The 21,904-nt window shown below is 43.2% G+C and carries 17 protein-coding genes, 4 tRNA genes, 1 rRNA gene and 1 riboswitch; of the genes, 17 read left to right on the forward strand and 5 right to left on the reverse strand.

Annotation, left to right across the window (positions count from 1 at the left end; translation table 11 throughout):
- The first annotated feature begins 67 nt into the window (after positions 1 to 67).
- The 8 genes from rrf (at position 68) to yidD (ending at position 4,074) form a co-directional block, all read left to right on the forward strand.
- A 5S ribosomal RNA gene (rrf, locus tag CJ190_RS00230) occupies positions 68 to 183 on the forward strand.
- A 13-nt stretch (positions 184 to 196) separates the two neighbouring features.
- Positions 197 to 270: transfer RNA gene (locus CJ190_RS00235), tRNA-Asn, on the forward strand.
- Between the two features lie 21 nt (positions 271 to 291).
- Positions 292 to 364: transfer RNA gene (locus CJ190_RS00240), tRNA-Thr, on the forward strand.
- A gap of 197 nt (positions 365 to 561) precedes the next feature.
- Positions 562 to 1,656, forward strand: coding sequence for an aminotransferase class V-fold PLP-dependent enzyme (locus tag CJ190_RS00245; protein WP_064293509.1), 1,095 nt, complete (start codon positions 562 to 564; stop codon positions 1,654 to 1,656).
- A 27-nt stretch (positions 1,657 to 1,683) separates the two neighbouring features.
- Positions 1,684 to 2,589 carry a LysR family transcriptional regulator gene (locus CJ190_RS00250; protein WP_013669238.1) on the forward strand — a complete coding sequence of 302 codons (906 nt, stop codon included), beginning with the start codon at positions 1,684 to 1,686 and terminating at the stop codon, positions 2,587 to 2,589.
- Between the two features lie 209 nt (positions 2,590 to 2,798).
- Entirely contained in the window at positions 2,799 to 3,101 is a 303-nt protein-coding gene (locus CJ190_RS00255; protein WP_064292225.1) for a GNAT family N-acetyltransferase, read from the forward strand.
- A 101-nt stretch (positions 3,102 to 3,202) separates the two neighbouring features.
- Positions 3,203 to 3,784: a DJ-1 family glyoxalase III gene (locus CJ190_RS00260; protein WP_064292221.1), complete on the forward strand. Its 582-nt coding sequence runs from the start codon at positions 3,203 to 3,205 to the stop codon at positions 3,782 to 3,784.
- Complete coding sequence (yidD, locus tag CJ190_RS00265; RefSeq protein ID WP_064292220.1) at positions 3,784 to 4,074, forward strand: membrane protein insertion efficiency factor YidD; 291 nt, start codon at positions 3,784 to 3,786, stop codon at positions 4,072 to 4,074. The genes CJ190_RS00260 and yidD overlap by 1 nt, the downstream gene beginning before the upstream one ends.
- Positions 4,075 to 4,321: 247 nt before the next feature.
- On the opposite strand, the gene glmM is transcribed toward yidD, so the two are convergent.
- The 3 genes from glmM to cdaA all read right to left on the reverse strand — a co-directional run bounded on the left by glmM (position 4,322) and on the right by cdaA (position 7,699).
- The gene (gene glmM / locus CJ190_RS00270) at positions 4,322 to 5,689 is read right to left on the reverse strand and encodes a phosphoglucosamine mutase (protein WP_064292971.1); all 1,368 of its coding nucleotides are present in this window, start codon (positions 5,687 to 5,689) and stop codon (positions 4,322 to 4,324) included.
- 71 nt (positions 5,690 to 5,760) lie between these two features.
- The gene (locus CJ190_RS00275) at positions 5,761 to 6,855 is read right to left on the reverse strand and encodes a CdaR family protein (RefSeq protein ID WP_064292970.1); all 1,095 of its coding nucleotides are present in this window, start codon (positions 6,853 to 6,855) and stop codon (positions 5,761 to 5,763) included.
- Positions 6,848 to 7,699, reverse strand: coding sequence for a diadenylate cyclase CdaA (cdaA, locus tag CJ190_RS00280; protein ID WP_064292969.1), 852 nt, complete (start codon positions 7,697 to 7,699; stop codon positions 6,848 to 6,850). The genes CJ190_RS00275 and cdaA overlap by 8 nt, the downstream gene beginning before the upstream one ends.
- A 263-nt stretch (positions 7,700 to 7,962) precedes the next feature.
- Here cdaA and CJ190_RS00285 point away from each other — a divergent pair, with 263 nt between their 5' ends.
- The 3 genes from CJ190_RS00285 to CJ190_RS00295 all read left to right on the forward strand — a co-directional run bounded on the left by CJ190_RS00285 (position 7,963) and on the right by CJ190_RS00295 (position 9,494).
- Positions 7,963 to 9,033 (forward strand): IS30 family transposase, encoded by a 1,071-nt coding sequence (locus CJ190_RS00285; protein ID WP_101562109.1) that lies wholly within the window; start codon positions 7,963 to 7,965, stop codon positions 9,031 to 9,033.
- Positions 9,034 to 9,328: 295 nt separating this feature from the next.
- A tRNA-Tyr gene (locus tag CJ190_RS00290) sits at positions 9,329 to 9,409 on the forward strand.
- A 13-nt stretch (positions 9,410 to 9,422) separates the two neighbouring features.
- Positions 9,423 to 9,494, forward strand: a tRNA-Gln gene (locus CJ190_RS00295).
- A 264-nt stretch (positions 9,495 to 9,758) separates the two neighbouring features.
- Here CJ190_RS00295 and CJ190_RS00300 read toward each other — a convergent pair.
- Positions 9,759 to 10,340 carry a hypothetical protein gene (locus CJ190_RS00300; RefSeq protein WP_013668868.1) on the reverse strand — a complete coding sequence of 194 codons (582 nt, stop codon included), beginning with the start codon at positions 10,338 to 10,340 and terminating at the stop codon, positions 9,759 to 9,761.
- Between the two features lie 289 nt (positions 10,341 to 10,629).
- A complete protein-coding gene (locus CJ190_RS00305) occupies positions 10,630 to 11,700 on the reverse strand; it encodes an IS30 family transposase (protein ID WP_101562109.1) in 1,071 nt (356 codons plus the stop codon).
- Between the two features lie 329 nt (positions 11,701 to 12,029).
- On the opposite strand from CJ190_RS00305, the gene nadC reads away from it, so the two are divergent.
- From nadC to adhE, 6 genes are all read left to right on the forward strand, one after another.
- Positions 12,030 to 12,905 (forward strand): carboxylating nicotinate-nucleotide diphosphorylase, encoded by an 876-nt coding sequence (nadC, locus tag CJ190_RS00310; protein WP_064292550.1) that lies wholly within the window; start codon positions 12,030 to 12,032, stop codon positions 12,903 to 12,905.
- A gap of 315 nt (positions 12,906 to 13,220) precedes the next feature.
- The gene (gene apf / locus CJ190_RS00315; RefSeq protein ID WP_060777514.1) at positions 13,221 to 13,919 is read left to right on the forward strand and encodes an aggregation-promoting factor; all 699 of its coding nucleotides are present in this window, start codon (positions 13,221 to 13,223) and stop codon (positions 13,917 to 13,919) included.
- Positions 13,920 to 14,498: 579 nt separating this feature from the next.
- Positions 14,499 to 15,824 (forward strand): ISL3 family transposase, encoded by a 1,326-nt coding sequence (locus CJ190_RS00320; RefSeq protein WP_101562096.1) that lies wholly within the window; start codon positions 14,499 to 14,501, stop codon positions 15,822 to 15,824.
- Positions 15,825 to 16,101: 277 nt separating this feature from the next.
- Positions 16,102 to 16,200: riboswitch (TPP riboswitch) on the forward strand.
- A 158-nt stretch (positions 16,201 to 16,358) separates the two neighbouring features.
- Positions 16,359 to 17,198 (forward strand): hydroxyethylthiazole kinase, encoded by an 840-nt coding sequence (locus CJ190_RS00325; protein WP_064293506.1) that lies wholly within the window; start codon positions 16,359 to 16,361, stop codon positions 17,196 to 17,198.
- The gene (gene thiD / locus CJ190_RS09225; protein WP_064293505.1) at positions 17,185 to 18,633 is read left to right on the forward strand and encodes a bifunctional hydroxymethylpyrimidine kinase/phosphomethylpyrimidine kinase; all 1,449 of its coding nucleotides are present in this window, start codon (positions 17,185 to 17,187) and stop codon (positions 18,631 to 18,633) included. Before CJ190_RS00325 ends, thiD begins: the two co-directional genes overlap by 14 nt.
- A 402-nt stretch (positions 18,634 to 19,035) precedes the next feature.
- Positions 19,036 to 21,681 (forward strand): bifunctional acetaldehyde-CoA/alcohol dehydrogenase, encoded by a 2,646-nt coding sequence (adhE, locus tag CJ190_RS00340; RefSeq protein WP_064292253.1) that lies wholly within the window; start codon positions 19,036 to 19,038, stop codon positions 21,679 to 21,681.
- The last annotated feature ends 223 nt before the right edge of the window (positions 21,682 to 21,904 follow it).

A 21,904-nucleotide genomic window follows, 5' to 3' on the forward strand; every position in this document is an offset into this window, starting at 1 on the left:
GTTGTATGAGGTTTAAGGAAGACATGATAGATTCAGTTTTGAGCGAACAAGCTCAAAAAATAAATTGTACGGTGACGATGGCAAGAAGGACCCACCTGTATCCATCCCGAACACAGCAGTTAAGCTTCTTAGCGCCGAATGTAGTTGGGGGTTGCCCCCTGTGAGACTAGGACGTTGCCGTGCAATCTTATTTTATTCCGCAATAGCTCAGTTGGTAGTAGCGCTTGACTGTTAATCAAGATGTCGTAGGTTCGAGTCCTACTTGCGGAGTTATTTTTTAGGAATATTCTTGCTGCTGTAGCTCAGTTGGTAGAGCGTCGCCTTGGTAAGGCGGAGGTCACGGGTTCGAATCCCGTCAGTAGCTTTTTTTATTGCTTTCATAATCGTTTTAAATGACTTAGTAAGAGAGAATGTTATCATTGACATTCTCTTTTTTTATTGAGTAAATTGATTAAAAAGAAAATGATCGCTTATGGCGAACAGTAGTGTTCTGTTATTCTTAGGCAAAAACCGTCTCTAGCATGGTATGATGATAGGAAAGATGTGAAGGAGTCTGTATATATGGAACATATTGAAACCTACCTTGCTCAGCTTGGTAACCGCAGCGATCAACGTACTGGAGCCGTTAATACACCAATTTATTTAAGTACTGCCTACGCTCACCCTGGTTTGGGCGAGTCAACCGGATTCGATTATTCACGGACAGCCAACCCGACTCGAAATATCCTACAAGAGGGGATTAAAAATTTAGAAGCGGGCGACTATGGTTTTGCCACGAGTTCAGGGATGGCAGCTATCCAACTCGTTATTGAAGGGCTTTTAGAAGCGGGCGACCATGTCGTCACCTTGCAAGACTTATATGGGGGGACCTACCGCTACTTCCATGCCGTAGAAGAACGCGGCCAATATCGCTTTACTTACTGTTTAAGCGCAGAAGAAATTGACCAGTCCTTAAATGATGATGTTAAATTAGTCTTCATTGAAACGCCTACCAATCCAATGATGACGGAATTCGATATCCAAGCCATTGCTGATAAGGCGCATGCCGTTGGGGCCTTGGTCGTTGTGGATAATACCTTCTATACCCCTGTCCTACAGCAACCTCTTCGCCAAGGGGCAGATGTTGTGGTTCATTCGGCTACCAAATATCTCGCCGGGCATAATGATGTTTTAGCTGGCTTGGTAGCCTGTAGGGGCGATGCCATTGGTGAAGCCCTAGCCTTCCAGTTAAATACCACAGGGGCAACTTTAGGTCCAATCGATTGTTGGTTAACCATTCGTGGGCTCAAAACGTTGGCCTTACGGATGAACCAACACCAGTCTAATGCCCAAGCCATTGTTGACTACCTAAAAACCGAGTCATTAGTTTCCCAAGTCTTCTATACCGGTAAAGGCGGTATGGTAACCTTCGAAATGGCTGACCAAAGTAAAATCAATGATTGGTTACATGCCGTTAAAATATTTACCTTTGCAGAAAGTTTGGGTGGGGTAGAGAGTTTAGTTACTTATCCAAAGACTCAGACCCATGCCGATATTCCAGAAGAATTACGGCTTAAATATGGTCTTAATGATGGAATTGTCCGCTTGTCGGTCGGCATTGAAAATGGCCAAGACTTAGTAAAGGACCTAAGGAATGCATTTGATCAGATACGTTAATTAATTATTGATAAAAGAGGAATCCATATGAATTTTCAAAAATTAAAATATGCCGTGGTGGTTGCCAACAGTGGTTCCTTTCGTGAAGCTAGCCGCCGCTTGTATATGGCACAATCTAGTTTGTCTACCGCGATTAAGGAATTAGAGGAAGAGTACCAAATTCAAATTTTTGAGCGTACTAAGCGGGGAGTATTCATTACCAATGAGGGAAGCGAATTCCTCTCTTACGCCGAGGATATTCTCTCACAGGTTGAAACTTTAGAGAACCGCTATTTAGAAGATAATGAGCGACGCTTGTTTTCTGTCTCAGGACAGCATTATGACTTTGCTTGTGAGGCATTTAGCCAATTAATTGCTGAAGAGAGCGGGAATGGCTGGGATTTTCGTTTTTTGGAAACTTCAACCAGCCAAGTCTTAGAAGATGTCAAACGGTCCTATTCTGAGTTAGGGCTCTTATACATGAATGATAAAAACCAGCGGGTCATTGAACAGTATCTCAACCGCTATGAGTTGGTCTTTCATCAATTGGGAAACTTCTACCCCCATGCCTTTGTGGGGACTAAGCACCCCTTGGCTGACCGTGACCAGGTGTCTTTAGAAGAATTGAGCCAGTACCCCGTGATTAAATTTGAACAAAGCCGGGGCTCTTCCATGCAATTTACCGAAGAATCTCTGGAGCCTGATTTTGAAGGACAAGAGGTTGTTTATGCTTCTGACCGGGCTACCGTCATTAATGTTTTAGCCAATACCCAGGCTTATTTGATTGGGTCCGGTTTAGTGACTTCTCCTTTTGCTGATTTAGAACGCATCATTCCTATCGAAGGCCAGGATAATAAGCCCAATAAAATTGGTTACATCGAAGCCCGCTACCGGAAAACATCCCCCTTTGCTAAGCGTTACATCACCTTATTAGAAAATATGGTAAATTCATGATATCCTGATCTTAGTGAACGAGAGTGTGACAAGCGCAAAAAGAGGGGAGAACATTGGAAGAAGTTCGCAGTAAATCCTCAAAGAGGATTTGCAAGGACTTCTGAAATGGAGCTCACCTCGCGCTTGGAACACGTTTTGATAATTTATGAAAGAGGTTAGGACCTTTAATCCAGCCTCCGAATGAATGAACTAGGAAACGAGGAATGATTATGGCTTACGAAATACAAAAAGACGGCAATGCTTTTATTATTGAAGGTGAAGATGGCCAAAAAATCGGTGAAATTACTTGGAGTCCGGCAGATAAATTTGTGATTGCTGACCATACTTGGACCCATCCTTCTCTTAGAGGAAAGGGAGTGGCTGGGCAGTTACTTGATCACTTGGTGGATTACATGAAAGAGGAAGGTAAATACATCTTACCCAGCTGCCCGTATGTGGTAGAAAAGTTTAAACGCCAACCCCAAAAATATGATTTTATTAACTACCATAAACAAGGCCAAGATAAAGACTAATTCAGTTAGGGTTAATCACTACTTTCTTTACACTTTATGAAAATGAGCCTACAATAGGGATAGTAACTTTTGACGAATCAACAAATGGAGGGGTATAGCGGATGAAAGCAATGATCTTATTAAGTAAGGATTATGAAGAAACCGAAGCAGTCGCAGTGATTGACATTTTACGTCGGGCTGAAATCGCCATTGACGTGGTGGCTACTGAAGGTGACCTTGATACGGTGGGAGACCACAATATCACTATCCGAGCGGACTATCTCTTAGAAGATATTAAGGGAGCGGACTATGATATCGTGATCACCCCTGGTGGAGTTGGAGGGACCAATGCCCTTAGAGAAAATGCTAAAGTCATCGAGCTCCTCAAGGAACAATATCAATCAGATTCTGGTTATATTGCCAGCATCTGTGCCTCACCAAGAGTCTTAGATAAGGCGGGAATTTCCCAAGAAATTCGTGGAACTATCTTCCCAGCCCTTAGTGACCAAGTAAGTTTCAAGGAATATGTGGCCGACGAACTTGTTGTTAATGATAAAGACCACCAAGTAATCACCTCACAAGGCCCTGCTACGGCTTATTACTTTGCTCTTGAAATTGTTCGGCAATTGAAGGGCCAAGAAGTCCATGACCAAGTGGCTAAAGCACTCTTAATTCCTAATGTTGAAGCAGCGGTTAAGGCTTAATGCTTACTTATTTACTAAAAGCGCTGGTAAGATTTTACCAGCGCTTTATTTCGCCTGCCTTACCGCCGTCTTGTCGTTACTATCCCACTTGCTCGACTTATATGCTTAGGGCCCTGGAAAAGCATGGCTTTTTCAAGGGGACGCTGATGGGACTGGCCCGAATTCTACGCTGCCAGCCCTATGCTCGCGGCGGCGTCGACCCAGTGCCCGATCATTTCAGTCTCAAACGCAATGACCAAGAAGTCAGCCCAAAAGAACGCCAAGCCCTAGCCCGCCTAAGTAAGAAATAGAAGAGAGTGCGACAGTCACACTAAAGGACGAAACCGCTACGCATACTATATCTGTAACTCGCTCCGCTTCGAACAGCTATAGCAACTGGAGGAAACTGGGATAAGCTCAGCAAGGCTGAGCGTTACCAGTTTTTGAAGTGGACGTTCGTCCTGTGACTGGAGCAGGTTTGAAAAGAAAGATATTTTGAATAGCTAGTATGCAAAAAAGGAGTCCCCTAATTGAGGACTCCTTTTATAATGAAATCTTTTATTCTTCTACCCCATAGATATCAGCGACTTTGTCAGCGATGCGTTGGGCATAGGTCAAGGCTAGGTCATCGCTCTTAGCTTCAACCATAACCCGGAGTAAGTTTTCGGTACCGCTAGGACGTACTAAGACCCGACCTTCTTCCCCTAATTCACTCTCAACCGCATCAATTTCTGCTTTGACGTCCGCATTGTTCATGGCTTCTTCCTTGCCGGCGCGGGTCACTTTGACATTGATGAGTTCTTGAGGATAGGTTGGCATTTCATCAGCTAACTCGCTGAGTTTCTTGCCGGATTGTTTGAGGACGAAGAGTAATTGAATCGCGGTTAAGAGGCCGTCACCGGTCGTGTTATGGTTCATAAAGATAACATGACCTGATTGCTCTCCTCCCAGGGTGTAGTCGCCTTTACGCATTTCTTCAACCACATAGCGGTCCCCTACCTTGGTGACCTTATCATTCATCCCTGCAGCTTCAACGGCCTTATGGAAACCTAAGTTAGACATGACAGTAGCAACAATGGTGTCGTCTTTTAATTTGCCATGGTCTTTGAGGTATTTACCACAGATGTACATAATGTGGTCGCCATCCACTAAACGGCCTTTGTCATCAACAGCAATGCAGCGGTCAGCGTCCCCATCAAAGGCAACCCCAGCATCAGCCCCTTGTTCGAGGACTAGTTTTTGGAGCTCACCAGGGTGGGTAGACCCGCAGTCATCGTTAATGTTTAGGCCATCAGGACGGGTTGCCCGGGCATAGAAGTCTGCATTTAAATCAGCAAAGAGACGGTTAACTAAAGGCGCAGCGGAACCATTAGCGGCGTCAATACAGAGTTTTAAGCCGGATAAATCATTAGAAATGGTGGTTTGGAGAAATTCGAGGTACTTGGCTACCCCTTCAGGATACTCACTGACCGTGCCTAAACCTTGGGCACTAGGACGAGGTAAGCTGTCCTCTTCTTGGTCTAAGTAGTATTCAATTTCAGCTTCTTGGTCATCCGACAATTTAAAGCCATCACTACCAAAGAACTTGATGCCGTTATCCTTAGCAGGATTGTGGCTGGCTGAGATCATTACCCCAGCAGTTACCCCAGTAGTCCGGGTGAGATAAGCGACAGCTGGTGTAGTAATAACGCCCAGTTGTAAAACTTCAATACCGACAGATAACAGCCCTGAAATTAAGGCGTGTTCTAATAACTGACCAGAAATCCGTGTGTCGCGTGCAACGAGGACACGGGGATGTTCTTGTTCTTCCTTGGCGTGTTGGAGCAAGACATAGCCGCCAAAGCGACCTAATTTAAAGGCCAATTCAGGGGTAAGTTCCTTATTGGCTTCTCCGCGAACACCGTCAGTTCCAAAATATTTTAACATGATATACTCCTTTGATTTACCAATCTTATTAACAATTCAATATACTACCACGATTTCAAGTCTTTGCCAAATTAGGGAGAACTAGATTTAGCCTCTGCTTGACTGCTAGATTCTTTTTGCCGGTCAGTGGCTGGTTGGCTTTCATCCTTACTAGTCTCCTGCCTTGCCTGGCTAGAGGAATCACTGGAGGCTTCACTTCTTTGGCCACTGTTTTTGGGTCGGGCAGTAACGGTAAGGGTGATGGACTCGGGTTCCATAGCTTCAACATTATCGGGGCGTTCTAGAGCCACTTGGACTCGTTGACTCTGGGTGATCCCGCTGACGTCAATATGACCGACTACTGCTTGAATAGCGGCTAGTGCTTTCTCATCGCCAAAGAGGGTTACTTGCCGGGTAGACCAGTTACTTAAGTCATAAGTGTAGTCATCATTGGGATTATCGAGGTCGATTTGGATAGGTACCGAGCTCCCCTGCTTACCGATGGCAATATCGACGCCGACTTGACTTGGGTTAGCGGTAATGTTTAGGATATTACCTTCGCGGTCCTTGACAATGACCCGGCCGCTGCCATGGTAGTCGGAATTGGTATTGTTAGGGAGACTGACGTCGACACTCACTGAGGCGATCTTGCTGAGGCTTTCAGCTGATCCGGTCAAGGTGACTTCTGCCGGAGTGGCCTTGGTCGCATGAATTTCATAACCCGGGGCCAAGTTGTTCGGATTAACATGGATTTCCACCGGATATTTTTGACTTTGCAGTTGAGCAATATTGATTTCCACACTGGAAGGTGAAATCCGATAATTGAGGTCTTTAGAAATATTAGTCATAGTGAGTTGGACATAGTGTGACCCTTCGCCGAGTTCTTCCAGGTTTTCAGTTACGACCTTAAATTCTCTGGCTTGAAGAGTTTGGTCGATGATATTACTTGGGCCTGAAATTTCCACAGAGACGGTTTCAGGTAGGCCAGTAATATAGTAGTCATCCACGTCGCCGCTCACATAAACGGGGACGTCGGAAATGGTTTCTGACTTGGTTTCACTGATATTAGTGAAGAAACTGACCGGGTTATTATTATAACGTTCCGCTTTGACAAAGATAAAGAGGAAAAGCGCTAATAGGAGTGAGAAAAAAATCATAGCGGCTTTATTTTCATAGAGCTTATTCATCTTTGTCACCTCCATTTTTCTTTTGGAAGATATTCTTCAAGAAGTGGTTGCCTTCGATAATAGAATCGCTGTCTTCGCTCTCAGCGAAATGTTGGCGGAGGGTCTCGCGGATCTCTTCTTCAGAAAGGTCTCGCATAATTTTTCCTTTATAGGTGAGGGAAATATCACCAGTCTCTTCAGAAACTACCACCACTACCGCATCGGTGACTTCACTGAGGCCAACCGCAGCCCGGTGGCGGGTGCCTAGTTCCTTAGGGATTTCGGGGTTTTCCGAGAGGGGGAGGAAACTGGCTGCTGAGCTAATCTTCATATCTTGAATCACCACCGACCCGTCATGGAGTGGGGTGTTGGGGATGAAGATATTAATCAGGAGTTGTTCAGTAATATCCGCATCCAATTTGATCCCCGTGTTGGCATATTCGGTGAGCGATTGGGTATCTTCAATGGAAATTAAAGCTCCGATCCGCCGCTTAGCCATGTACTGGCAAGCCCGGATAATTTCTTCAATCATTTGCTCAATGGGGTCATTTTGGGTATTTCGTAAATTTTTCATGCGTAAACTTTGGCCGAGGTGGTCGAGGCCGTTTCTGATTTCCGGTTGAAAAATAATGATAATCCCGATGACTGACCACTGGATAATACTATTCATAATCCAGTCGATGGTTTCTAATTGAAAGACGGTCGAAACCATTTTAAACAGTAAAAAGATAATGATGCCATTAAAGATATTGACCGCCCGTGTGCCCCGGATTAACTTGAGCAACTGATAGATGATGAGCCAAACAATCAAGATATCGATCAGGTCAAAGGCGTGTGACCAGCTGAAAATTGATTCCCAATCCATCGTTTTCCCTCCTATTAGTGATGTTTTAAATTCATTAATAAGTATACCATAGACACTGTCTGACCAGGCTTTAGGTCTTTCTTAAATTATGGATAGTAGGGAGAATAGACGAGGAGTGCTGGCTTAAAAAATAGCCGAAAAGCGAAAAAATTATGATAAAGGTAAATTGTAAAATGAAGTGCATAGAGAAAAGGACGACAAAAAACCAGTGATGCTCTATACTTAAAAGCGTCTAAACCCAAGTAAAGGAGCACTCACTGGCTATGAAACATTCTAACACGAAACCTAGATCATATACACACCTTTCTGCAGAAAAACGCGGAATTATCCAAGCAATGCACCAAGAAGGACATAAACAGAAAGAGATTGCTGACGCCGTTGGCGTCAATCAATGCACCATATCTCGTGAACTAAAACGTGGAAAAACACGTCAAATGAACTATGATCATACCTACGTTGATGTCTATCTTGCAGAAACTGGCTCGCGTGTTTATAAAGATAATCGGTCAAATTCTAAAGCCAGAGGCGCTTTGTATGGAAAATCTAACTTCATTAAAGCCTTTGAGGAAGCCTTACTGACACCTAAAGAAGACCGTATTTTCAGTGTTGATACGTTTATTCATGATTACCGCAGAAAACACCCTTTAGAAAGAGTTCCTTGCACCAAAACCATGTATAAATATATCAATCTTGGTTTATTAAATGTGAGGAATATTGATCTTCCTATGAAAACAAGGATTCGTCCAAGAAAACAACCTAGTGAACCGCGTGGGACGAATAAAAAGGTATTTGGAAAAAGCATTGATCAGCGATGCCCAGACGTCCTTTCAAGAGAAGAATTTGGTCACTGGGAGCTTGACCTCGTGATAGGAAAGAAGACTAAAGGAGAGCCATGTCTTATTACTCTAGTTGAACGGAAAACGCGAAAATTCCTCACCAAGAAGACTTGGAAGTGGGATGCAGATTCCATTGTAAAATCGGTTAAAAAGGTGATTCTTAAAGAGGGTCAAGCGTGTTTTAAAACCTTAACGACCGATAACGGCAGTGAATTTTCTAAACTATCTCAGCTTGAGTATGCTCTGAAGGATTTGGAAGTCTTTTTCGCCCATGCCTATTCAGCTTGGGAAAAAGGCAGTAATGAGAGACATAATCGCATGTTAAGAGAATTCTTGCCCAAAGGGACAAGCTTTAAAAAGCTGACATACCAGGAACTCGCACACTATACGAATACAATAAATAATCGCTTTAGAAAGGTCTTAGATTATCAAACCCCTAACGACTGTTATAACCTAGAAGTTGCGAAACTTCAGGAAACGCTTAAAGAAGCAGGCTAAAGTGCTTAACAAAGCATAGAGATTCAGTGTGGGCCAGTCAAGGTCCGCTTCGCTCTCCACCTTGACAGCCCCACCCTGAATCTCTAAATGATAATCAAGCACTTTAAGCTAGAGAAAAACGGGCCAAGAATTATTGACTTTATCAGCTTTTTAGTTATTTGGCATGACACTGGGATTTTTTAAAATAAATATGCACTTGATATTGCAATTTACCAAATTATGATAAATGAAAAAAATCGCCAATAACCCTTGCATTTTATAGGGAAATAGTGGTATATTAATTGAGTACTGATTTGGAGGGATAGCGAAGCGGCCAAACGCAGCGGACTGTAAATCCGTTCCTTCGGGTTCAGAGGTTCGAATCCTCTTCCCTCCATTTCTAATCATATTGGGGTATCGCCAAGCGGTAAGGCAACAGACTTTGACTCTGTCATGCGTTGGTTCGAATCCAGCTACCCCAGTTAAGAGAGTGTGACAAAAGTCAAAAGAGCCCTGAACCACTGGAGCGAACTATCGCACATAGTTCGTGAAGTGGACGTCAGGGCTGACTTTTGGAACAGGTTTTGTAAAAAGAATTAATATTAAAGAGGCTAGATTTTTTAGTCTCTTTTTTTGCTTTCAGCTGATAAAATAGAATGGATGCTCAGCAATATTAATTGCTAGTAACCACAAAACTCCCTTAGTCCTATCCATATATAGAAAGAACTGAGGGAGTTTTTTGTGTGCTATTTAATTGGAAAACGGGGGAATTTATAAGGTAGGTGCTTGTTGAGGTACTTGAGGAAGAGGTAACCCAATTCAAAGTCCATCATCCCATGGAAGAGTGACGATACACCGAAGAGAATAAAGAGTGAGGCCCAGTAACCATATTGGCCATCCAAACTGGTTAAACCTGCTGTCACAAAGCAATGGATAACGATCATTTCCCCGAGACCGTGTAAGCTATTAATCCCAGCGTTAAAGAGGGTTCTTTTCCAAGGGTTCAAGACAAATTGGTTGGACCGTTGCAGAGTATAGGCACCCACTAGGGTAAATAAGAGGTGGGAAACCGCCCGGAAGACCACTGGTAAGGGAAAGCCTGCCATCAAGAAACCAAATGAGGTGGCTAGGGCCACAAAAGCGGCTGAGGCTGGAGAAATAAAGAGCGCCATATCAATGGCAATGTGTGAGCCCAGGGTCCAGGAAAAGGGACCAAAAGCGATTTTAATGGGGCTAATCATAGGGATAATGATACCGATGGCTGTTAGTAAGGCGACGGTAGTCATTTTGCCCGTATTTTTTTTGCTAACTGAAATACTTTCTTTCATTGTAATCCTCCTTGAAGAATGAGTCCTAATATAATCGATATAAAACCAAATAATGATAAAAATTTAAAAATTATCGGTAAATTGCAATATCAAGTGCATATTTATTTTAAAAAATCCCAGTGTCATGCCAAATAACTAAAAAGCTGATAAAGTCAATAATTCTTGGCCCGTTTTTCTCTAGCTTAAAGTGCTTGATTATCATTTAGAGATTCAGGGTGGGGCTGTCAAGGTGGAGAGCGAAGCGGACCTTGACTGGCCCACACTGAATCTCTATGCTTTGTTAAGCACTTTAGCCTGCTTCTTTAAGCGTTTCCTGAAGTTTCGCAACTTCTAGGTTATAACAGTCGTTAGGGGTTTGATAATCTAAGACCTTTCTAAAGCGATTATTTATTGTATTCGTATAGTGTGCGAGTTCCTGGTATGTCAGCTTTTTAAAGCTTGTCCCTTTGGGCAAGAATTCTCTTAACATGCGATTATGTCTCTCATTACTGCCTTTTTCCCAAGCTGAATAGGCATGGGCGAAAAAGACTTCCAAATCCTTCAGAGCATACTCAAGCTGAGATAGTTTAGAAAATTCACTGCCGTTATCGGTCGTTAAGGTTTTAAAACACGCTTGACCCTCTTTAAGAATCACCTTTTTAACCGATTTTACAATGGAATCTGCATCCCACTTCCAAGTCTTCTTGGTGAGGAATTTTCGCGTTTTCCGTTCAACTAGAGTAATAAGACATGGCTCTCCTTTAGTCTTCTTTCCTATCACGAGGTCAAGCTCCCAGTGACCAAATTCTTCTCTTGAAAGGACGTCTGGGCATCGCTGATCAATGCTTTTTCCAAATACCTTTTTATTCGTCCCACGCGGTTCACTAGGTTGTTTTCTTGGACGAATCCTTGTTTTCATAGGAAGATCAATATTCCTCACATTTAATAAACCAAGATTGATATATTTATACATGGTTTTGGTGCAAGGAACTCTTTCTAAAGGGTGTTTTCTGCGGTAATCATGAATAAACGTATCAACACTGAAAATACGGTCTTCTTTAGGTGTCAGTAAGGCTTCCTCAAAGGCTTTAATGAAGTTAGATTTTCCATACAAAGCGCCTCTGGCTTTAGAATTTGACCGATTATCTTTATAAACACGCGAGCCAGTTTCTGCAAGATAGACATCAACGTAGGTATGATCATAGTTCATTTGACGTGTTTTTCCACGTTTTAGTTCACGAGATATGGTGCATTGATTGACGCCAACGGCGTCAGCAATCTCTTTCTGTTTATGTCCTTCTTGGTGCATTGCTTGGATAATTCCGCGTTTTTCTGCAGAAAGGTGTGTATATGATCTAGGTTTCGTGTTAGAATGTTTCATAGCCAGTGAGTGCTCCTTTACTTGGGTTTAGACGCTTTTAAGTATAGAGCATCACTGGTTTTTTGTCGTCCTTTTCTCTATGCACTTCATTTTACAATTTACCTTTAAAAATTATCATAAGCTTAGCCCTTATTTTTGTCAAGTCTGTCTAAATCGATCACTTTTCGCATAAGACTAGGGGTTTTTGCTGCCTTGGCTTATGGTATGATAGGTAAAACAGTATCAGCATTCTTGGGCTTTTTTAAGATCATAAAAGTCGGTTTCCTTTGGTTGGCTGAAAGTGGCTAGTCAGAGAATCAGAATAGAAAAAATGAGGAGGCGGTTTAGTGATGGCTAATCCAAAACAAGTATCTAATTTTATAAATCTGAACCAAGATATTATTGATGAATTAATTACCCTAGCTTTTAAGGAAGATATTCCTTATGAAGACCTGTCGACCAATGCTATTTACCAGGGGCAAGCAGCCCAGGTAGAGCTCTTAGCTAAGGAAGCAGGAGTGATTTGTGGTTTGGATCTTTTCAAGCGGGTTTTCTTACATTTGGATCCTGAGGTTCAATTTGAGAGCCTGGTCCGAGATGGAGACCGGGTGGCTAACCAAGAGACTTTGATGGTGATTAAGGCCTCCGTTAATACCCTCTTAAGTGGCGAACGGATTGCTCTCAACTTCCTTCAGAGAATGAGTGGGATTGCTACGGCTACCCGTCGTTTTGTAGACTCCTTGGAAGGTAGTGGGATTAAGCTACTGGATACCCGTAAAACGACTCCAGCCTACCGTCCCTTGGAAAAATATGCAGTCCGAGTAGGGGGTGGCTATAACCACCGTTACTCACTCTCGGACCAAATTATGCTCAAGGACAACCATGTTGCTGCTGCCGGTGGGGTCAAAGAAGCCATTCAAGCGGCTAAGGCCTATGCCCCTTTTGTGAAGAAGATTGAAATTGAAGTCGAGGACCTGGACATGGTCAGAGCGGCAGTTGAAGCTGGAGCCGATATTATTATGCTCGATAATATGGACCATGATACTATGGAGGAAGCCATTGCTATCATTAACGGTCAAGCGATTATAGAAGCTTCAGGAAACTTTACCTGGGACAATGTCACAGATTATAAGGACCTAGCCATTGACTATATTTCTAGTGGGGCCATTACCCATTCGGCTGGAATCTTAGATTTGTCCCTCAAACATTTGAAAGTTAGGAAGTAGGTTTGGACTTCTTGAGGCAGAAATCCTTGATTTCTAATACCCATAGCTCAAGTTTTGCCCTGACTTTTGTTACAGCAAGGTTACAAGGCGACAGAAATATTTCAGAAAATCCTTTTAAAATGTCAAAGTAATTAAAGGGCCTTAACAAGTCAGAAAATCCCTTTTCTTCGTCTGGAAGCCATGATAGTATATTTCATGTCGACGAGGGAAAGACCTCGTTGAGAGATAAAAATGAATCTGAATGATTAAGATGCTTAATCATATTAAATAGAAAAAAGAATGAACTTTGCACATAAGAAAGGATTTTTATTACACATGAATATGAAGAAAGTTTTAGTAGGTACCTCAATCGCTTTATCAGCCTTAGTAAGTTTTGCTGCTGGGGAAACGACTGAAGCACACGCAGCTGAATGGCAAGCACGTTCAGTTGAAGAAATCAAAGCTGACTTCCAAAAATTAGATGACAACGAAAAAGTTTATGTCATTAAATCTGGTGACACCTTAAACGCTATTGCTCAAGCAGCAGACGTGAACACCAAAGAATTAGCTGAAATCAACAACATCGAAAATGCTAACTTAATCTTCCCAGGAACTAAATTAACTTTCAAATCTGACCAATCAGGTAAGGTTAATGAAGTTGAAGTAGAAAAACAAGGTCAAGCAGCTCAAGTTTACACCGTTGATGAAACTGCTGGTCAAACTTACCAAGCACCTGCAACTGTTCAAGCTGCACCAGCTGCTGCTCCAGCACCTGCGCCTGCACCAGCTCCAGCACAAAGCGCTTACACTGGTTCTTCTTCATCCGCTAAAGAAATCATTGCTCAACGTGAATCTGGTGGTTCATACTCAGCAACTAACGGTCAATACATCGGACGTTACCAATTAAGCGCTTCTTACTTAAATGGTGACTACTCCCCAGCTAACCAAGAACGTGTGGCTGACCAATACGTAGCCGGTCGTTACGGTTCATGGGACAACGCTTTAGCATTCTGGAACGCTAACGGTTGGTACTAAGATAAAAAATTGAGAGTGTGACAAGCGCGTCAAAGAGCAATACCGCTGGAAGAAAAAGGCGTCTAAATTTTCAAAAAGGATGAGAGGACGCCGTCAAAGACTTGAATCGCTGGAAGAAAATACCATAAGCACAGAAAACTGTGCGTTGGAATTTTCTGAAGTGACTTCAAGGCTGGCGTACGAACTCAACTAGAGAATTTAGCGCCTTTTTCTGAAGCGGACGCTTGCTCTGCGCTTGGAACAGGTTTGAATAGAGTGCGACAAGCGCAAAAAGAGGGGAGACCATTGGAAGAAGTACGTAGTAAATCCTCAAAGAGGATTTGCAAGGACTTCTGAAATGGAGCTCACCTCGCGCTTGGAGCAGGTTTAAAAAGAGTGTGACAAAAGTCAAAAAACCTGAGACTTTTGTCACAGGCTCCTCAATCAACTCCGGCTCACTGGGCTGGAGTTTTTTAGGTTCTATAATATTTGGTGTTGATGGGAGCCAACGGCTCTTCATTGGCACCATTTTTTTATACACAAAAAGCCATGGAAAGCCTATACTGAAAATACAAACAAACACACAGAAAGGCGGATTCCATGACTCAATCCCATTGTATACAAAATCTCTTTAATATAAAAGATGAAAATATTGAAATTGAAGATAAAGTAGTGGAGGAAAAGAAAGGCAATATCGTTCATAAGGTTATTTTTGGGAACTTAACTAACCAACCTTCTCACTGTTCCCATTGCGGCCATATCAACGAATCACAAGCTGATATCGTTAAAAATGGTTCTTATTCAAGCGATATCTTACTAACAACCATTAATGATGGGCAACCCGTTACTTTGCGTCTTAAAAAGCAACGTTTCTTTTGTAAACACTGCCAAAGGACTTTTAATGCTAAAACTCCCATAGTCACTGCTAATTGTTATATTTCTAACACGCTAAAAAATGCAATCACTTTTGCTCTCAGTGAGACGATAGCGATGACTCTTATTGGTAAACAACACAATGTTTCCGTATCGACGGTGATTCGACTTCTAGAAGAAAGAGGAAAAGCATTACTTCCTAAATTTAATTATTTGCCCCAGTACCTTTCTTTTGATGAATTTAAATCAGTGAAAAATGTCAGTGGTGCGATGAGCTTTATTTTTATTGATCCAGTGAACCATCGGTTAATTGATATTGTTGAAAATCGACAAAAGAGCGAATTAATCCACTACTTTATGCGTTTTTCTTACCAAAGTCGTCAAGCCGTCAAAATCGTTACAATTGATATGTATAGCCCGTATATCGAAGTCATCCGCGCTTGTTTTCCCAATGCAAAAATTCTATTTGACCGTTTTCATGTCATTCAACATCTCAATTTGGCCATCAATTCCGTACGTATTCAGCTAATGAATCAGATTCGCTATCAATCACCACGTGATTATCGCAAATTAAAGCAGCTATGGAAGTTGCCTTTAAAAAATGAATGGGAACTTGACTTTAAAAACTTATATACTCATCGACTTTTTGACGGTCTCGTTTCAGAACAGATGATTGTTGATTACCTCACCAATTTATCTCCCGAATTATCGCGCACCTATACTTACGTTAATCGCCTAAAATATAGTATTTATACCCATGATATTCAGTCCTTTAGAGACTTGCTTATTGAAGTCAAGAAATACACATTTCCACGTAGAGTACGAACCATTTTTCAAACGTTAGAAAGATATCAAGAAGGTATTTGTACAGCTTTAACGTATACTTTATCTAACGGTCCAATAGAAGGAATGAACAATAAAACGAAACTGATTAAGCGCACAGGATATGGGTATCGTCGTTTTGATCATTTAAGAATACGTATAATAATGGCCTCTCGATTGGTATGTAATGATTTTCAACCTCGGCCTCTCACTTTTTCAGAAGCAGCATAGTCTTTGTGATACTTATTCATTATTTATGATATTGCTTTCTTACTCTTTATTTTCGCCTATGGCGAAAAAACAAGAAATAAGAGGTCTTTTAATCGTCCCCATTTTTCTTTGATCGGCAAATATTAAAAAATGTCATACCAGTTCTGATATGACATTAATTATATAAATTCTCATCAACACGATTTGACAAAGAACCGTTTTTTATTTCTCCCAGCTTTCAAAGGGGGGCATAAGCGCTCGGCCTTGAATAGGTAAGCGGTTTCTGCTATAGTTAGAAAGTACTCACAAGAGGTGCTTTTGCTGAGATAGGTGGAAACCTGGACTCTTTGAACCTGAGAAAGTTAAAACTTGCGTAGGGATGTGAGAATTCAAATATCGTTATAAGGCACAGCCAAGCTTTGGCTAAACCCTAACGATAAGAAGTCCTGCAAAGTGCACTCAGTGGAGTATACTTTGCAGGGCTTTTTTTCTGTCTAGAAGTAAAAGACCTGCAGGTAAAATATGCAGTCTAAACAGAATAAGAGAGATGAGTAAATGTCTAAAAAAACAAGCATTCCCTTTGCGAAATATAGTCAGCAGGTCAAGGCCAAGGCCCCGCTGATCCAAGTCTTAAATAATTATGTCACCATCCATGATGTGGCCAATGTGATTTTGGCCAGTGGCGGGCGTCCCGTGATGACCGATAAATTACCTAATAGCCAGGATGTGGTCAAGTCGGCTGACCTTTTGCTCCTAAATGCTGCTAGCCCCAGACCTAATCAGGAATTGTTGGACCTCGCCACCACAGCAAAAAATGACCACCATCCCGTGGTCTTAGACCCAGTGGGGGTTTCAGCTATGCCGTCTAAATTAAAGCTCTGTCAGGATCTGATTGACCGGGGTCTAGTGACGGCGGTGAAGGGGAATGCTTCGGAAATTCGTAGCCTCCTCTTTGAAAAAAGCCAAGGATCTGGGGTCGACCTGGGTCCTGGAGACGAGGTGACCTTAGCTAATTTGGCTGATTTTGCTCCGGACTTTAAAGCTTATGCCCAAGAAAAAGAGATTATCCTAGCCATGTCAGGTCCGATTGACTTAGTGACTGACGGCGAACGGCTGGCAATCATTAAAAATGGTCACCCCTGGATGGCCTCCTATACGGGATCAGGTTGCCAGTTAAGCGGCGTCCTAGCTAGCTTTTTAGCCGGTAATCCGGATGAGGATCCTTTTTACCTAGCTACAGCAGCCATGATTAGCTATGGGGTGGCGGGAGAAATCGCTGCTCAAGTGCTCCAGCCCTATGAGGGTAATGCCACTTATTCCAACCGGGTGATTGACCAGGTCTCCTTATTAGAGGCCAAAGAATTAGAAAGGAGAGCCAAGTATGACATTCAATAAAAATGATTTATTGGTCTATGCTATTACGCCCGACCGCTTTGACCATGACGACTTAATCCAGCAAGTCAAGGAGGTCTTAATGGGCGGGGCCACGATCTTACAGTTACGTTTGAAGGACCATCCCTTTAAAGACCAGGAAGAAAAGCTGGAATTGACTAAAAGAATTAAAGGTCTCTGCCAAGAAGCAGGTGTGCCTTTTATTATCGACGATGACTATGAGCTGGCCCTGGCTGTGGACGCTGACGGTCTCCATGTGGGAGAAGAGGACCTGCCAGTCGACCAGGCTAGAGAACTGCTCGGCCCGGATAAAATTATCGGGGCTTCGGCTAAGAGTCTGGACACCGCTCTAAAAGCCCAAGCAGCTGGTGCAGACTATTTGGGAGTTGGTGCCCTCTATCCGACTCAATCTAAGGCCAATGCCCAAGGGACCGGTCTGACCACCTTGAGAGCGATTGCCCAAGGGGTCAATATTCCTATCGTCGGCATAGGTGGGATTAACTTAGATAATATGGCCAATTTACGTGACCAGGGTCTGGCTGGGGTGGCCCTAATTTCCGCCCTATTTAAAGCGGATGATCCCTACCAAGCGACTCAAGATATCCGTAAAGCTGCTGAAAAGCTTTTTAAACTCCAAGCCGTCTTGACCATTGCTGGTTCAGACTCCAGTGGGGGAGCTGGTATTCAAGCGGACCTCAAGACCATGCAGGCCAATGGAGTCTTTGGTATGAGTGCCATTACTTCAGTGACCGCCCAAAATACTAGGGGTGTGACCGGAGTCTATGACCTCAGTCCCGAGGCCTTGGCTAGCCAACTCCAAGCGGTTTTTGAGGATATTCCTCCGGCTAGCGTCAAGATTGGCATGGTTTCCCAAGTGAAATTAGTGGAGGAAATCGCCAAAGCCCTTAAAAACTACCAGGCTAAAAATGTTGTGGTAGACCCGGTCATGGTCGCAACGAGCGGGTCCAACTTGATCCAAGACCAAGCCGTCCAAGTCTTAGCTGACCAGGTCTTCCCGCTGGCTTGCTTAATTACCCCTAATATTCCTGAAAGCCAGGTCTTAGCGGGACAAGACATCCATTCGGCAGCGGATATGGAAGCAGCCGCTAAGAAAATCAGCCAGACCTACCGGGTCGCGGTCCTCTGTAAGGGTGGCCATCGGGTTAATGATGCTAACGATGTCCTGGTTACCCCTAAAGGAGAGGTTCACTGGTTTAAGGGTGAGCGGGTTGATAATCCCAATACCCATGGCACCGGCTGTACCCTATCCAGTGCCATTGCCAGCAACCTAGCCAAGGGTGATGACTTAGTTACTGCCATTGCCCGGGCTAAGACCTATCTCAGCCATGCTCTTAAAGATCAATTAGACCTAGGTCAGGGGAGTGGCCCCTTGAACCATGGTTTTGGCCTCTTGACTTATTACCCCAGTGGCGATTAATTGCCTTAACTTCCCTTAGCAATTAGTTTTTAGTCTTTCAACCCTTCCACGAGGCTAGGCCTGCTAGGGGAAAAGTATCTGTACACCGATAAGGGTCATGATAGCTTGTCATGGCCTTTTTCCTATATTTTGGAAAAGCGGCTAAGTGTTTTTATAAAAGAGCATATTTTTCTAATATTGTGAAAATAAACACATATTTTCTCTTTTTAATTAAAATATAAAAATATTATTTAAAAAGTTGTAAGCGATTACAAGGTTAAATTACTAATGTTTCAGTAATTGTAAGCGGTTATTGGTAAAAAGAAAAACAAAAAATAACTTGCTTTTTATTTGTGAATAATTTAACATAATAGCCATAAAGATGAAAGTCATTAAAAATCAAAGGAAAGGTTAGGAAGAACAATGGCTAAAGGAAAAGAACAAAAAGTAGATATTCCACAATTTATCGATGAGACAGTAGCTAAGGCTAAACAGGCCTTAGAGGATTTTATGGCCTTAGACCAAGAACAAATCGACCATATTGTCACCAAGGCATCGATTGCTGCCTTAGACCAACATGGGGTCTTAGCTAAACATGCCGTTGAAGATACGGGACGGGGTGTGTTTGAAGATAAGGCCACCAAGAACTTATTTGCCTGTGAACATGTTACCAACCACATGCGCCACTTGAAAACAGTAGGTATTATTGATCGTGATGAGGCCAAGGGATTGACCTATATTGCTGAACCGGTCGGGGTAATTTGTGGGATTGTCCCTACTACCAACCCAACATCGACAGCAATCTTTAAGTCCTTGATTTCCTTGAAGACCCGTAACCCGATTGTCTTCTCTTTCCACCCTCAAGCGCTGGAATCTTCTATCCATGCGGCTAAAGTGGTGCGGGACGCAGCGATTGCGGCAGGGGCACCTGAAAACTGTATCCAATGGATCGATCCAAAACATGCTTCCATGGAAGCTACCAATTTACTGATGAATCACCCTGATGTCGCAACGATTTTAGCCACTGGGGGATCTGCCATGGTTAAGGCCGCTTATTCTTGTGGGAAACCTGCTTTGGGTGTGGGACCAGGGAATGTGCCTGCCTATGTTGAAAAAACGGCCAACCTCAAGCAAGCTGTTAATGACATTGTCATGAGTAAGGCCTTCGATAATGGGATGGTCTGTGCTTCAGAACAAGCTGCCATTGTTGACCAAGACATTTACCCCGCCTTCATTAAAGAAATGAAGTCCTACCATGTTTACTTTGTCAACCAAAAGGAAAAAGCTCTCTTAGAAGAATTCTGCTTTGGAGCTAAAGCCAATAGTGAAGCGGTTGACCAAGCCAAACTCAATGCCGATATTGTTGGGAAATCAGCGGTTTGGATTGCTAAAGAAGCCGGCTTTGAAGTTCCTGAAGAAACCGTCATCCTAGCAGCAGAGGTTCCTGAAGTGGGACCTGCCCAACCTCTTACCCGAGAAAAATTATCCCCAGTTCTTGCCATCTTAAAGGCTGAGACGACTGAGGATGGGATGGCTAAGGCCGAAGCCATGGTTGAATTTAATGGTCTAGGTCACTCCGCCGCCATCCATACCAATAACCATGACTTAGAAATCGAATACGCCAAACGGGTGAAAGTGGCCCGGGTGATTGTCAATGCGCCTTCAACCTTTGGGGGGATTGGGGATGTTTATAACTACTTTATTCCTTCCTTAACCCTAGGCTGTGGGTCTTATGGACATAACTCCGTAGCTGGTAACGTGGGACCTTTAGATTTGATTAATATTAAACGAGTAGGGGAGCGGCAAAATAACATGCAATGGTTTAAAGTCCCTCGGGTTTACTTCGAAAAGAATTCCATTAAATACTTACAAGAATTAGACCATGTGGAAAGGGTATCGATTATTTCTGATAAAGGCATCGCCAAACTCGGCTTTGTCCAAAAAGTCATTGACCAACTCCAACAACGGCAAAATAAGGTGGTCTATGATGTCTTTGACAACATTGAACCTGACCCAGATATTTCCACGGTTCAAGCGGGTGCTGACGCCATTCGTGCCTTCCAACCTGATACCATTATTGCTATTGGTGGGGGATCGGTTATGGACTCCGCTAAGATCATGTGGCTCTTCTATGAACGTCCTGACGTTGACTTCCGTGACCTGGTTCAAAAATTCATGGACATTAGAAAACGGGCCTTCCGTTTCCCAGCCCTCGGTGACAAAGCCCAATTAGTGGCTATTCCAACCACCTCAGGGACAGGTTCTGAAGTAACGCCTTTTGCGGTCATCTCAGACAAGAAGAACAATAAGAAGTACCCGCTTGCTGACTACGCCCTCTTACCTAAGGTGGCTATCGTGGATTCCAGCTTTGTCGAAAAGGTACCTAGTCGGGTAACTGCTGCTACCGGGATGGACGTCTTAACCCATGCCATCGAAGCCTATGTCTCCATCTTTGCTTCGGACTATACCGATGGACTTGCCCTTCAAGTCATTAAGATTGTCTTTGACCACTTGGAAAAATCGGTTAAAGACTTTGACCCAGTCGCTAGAGAGAAGATGCATAATGCGGCAACCATGGCGGGGATGGCCTTTGGTAACGCCTTCCTAGGAATTGTCCACTCCATGTCCCATAAGATCGGTGGGGTCTTCCATACCGTTCACGGGGAAAACAACGCTATCCTCCTGCCTTATGTGATCCGCTACAACGGGGAAAAACCAGGAAAACTTTCTACCTGGCCTAAATACAACTATTACAAGGCTGGCGAACGTTACCAAGATATTGCCCGGATGCTGGGCTTAAAGGCTAATACAGTTGATGAAGCCGTTGCTTCCCTAGCCCAAGCCTGCTATGAACTCGGTGAAAAAGTTGGTCTACCAATGAGCTACCAAGCCCAAGGTCTTGACAAGAAAGAATGGGAAAAAGCCCTAGAACAACTTGCTTATGATGCTTATGAAGACCAATGTACCCCATTAAACCCTCGTCTGCCATTAGTTCCTGATATGATGGCTATGATGCGGGCCGCTTACCAAGGTTATGGTAAGGCTCCAGAACCAATTAAGAATAAGTAAGAAATTCCTCTTGTATAGATAGAAAAAAGAGTGTGACAAAAGTCAAAAGAGCCCTGAACCGCTACGCATACTATATCTGTAACTCGCTAGCGCTTCGAACAGCTACAGCAACTGGAATAAACTATGGAAGATAGGCGAAAGCCTATCGCACATAGTTTGTAGTTGGGTTCGCCTTGGCAGACTTGGAGTGATTTCACAAGTCAGAAACAAGCGAATGCCTCGC

The organism is Aerococcus loyolae, assembly GCF_002871915.2.
In the GTDB taxonomy this organism is placed as follows: domain Bacteria; phylum Bacillota; class Bacilli; order Lactobacillales; family Aerococcaceae; genus Aerococcus; species Aerococcus loyolae.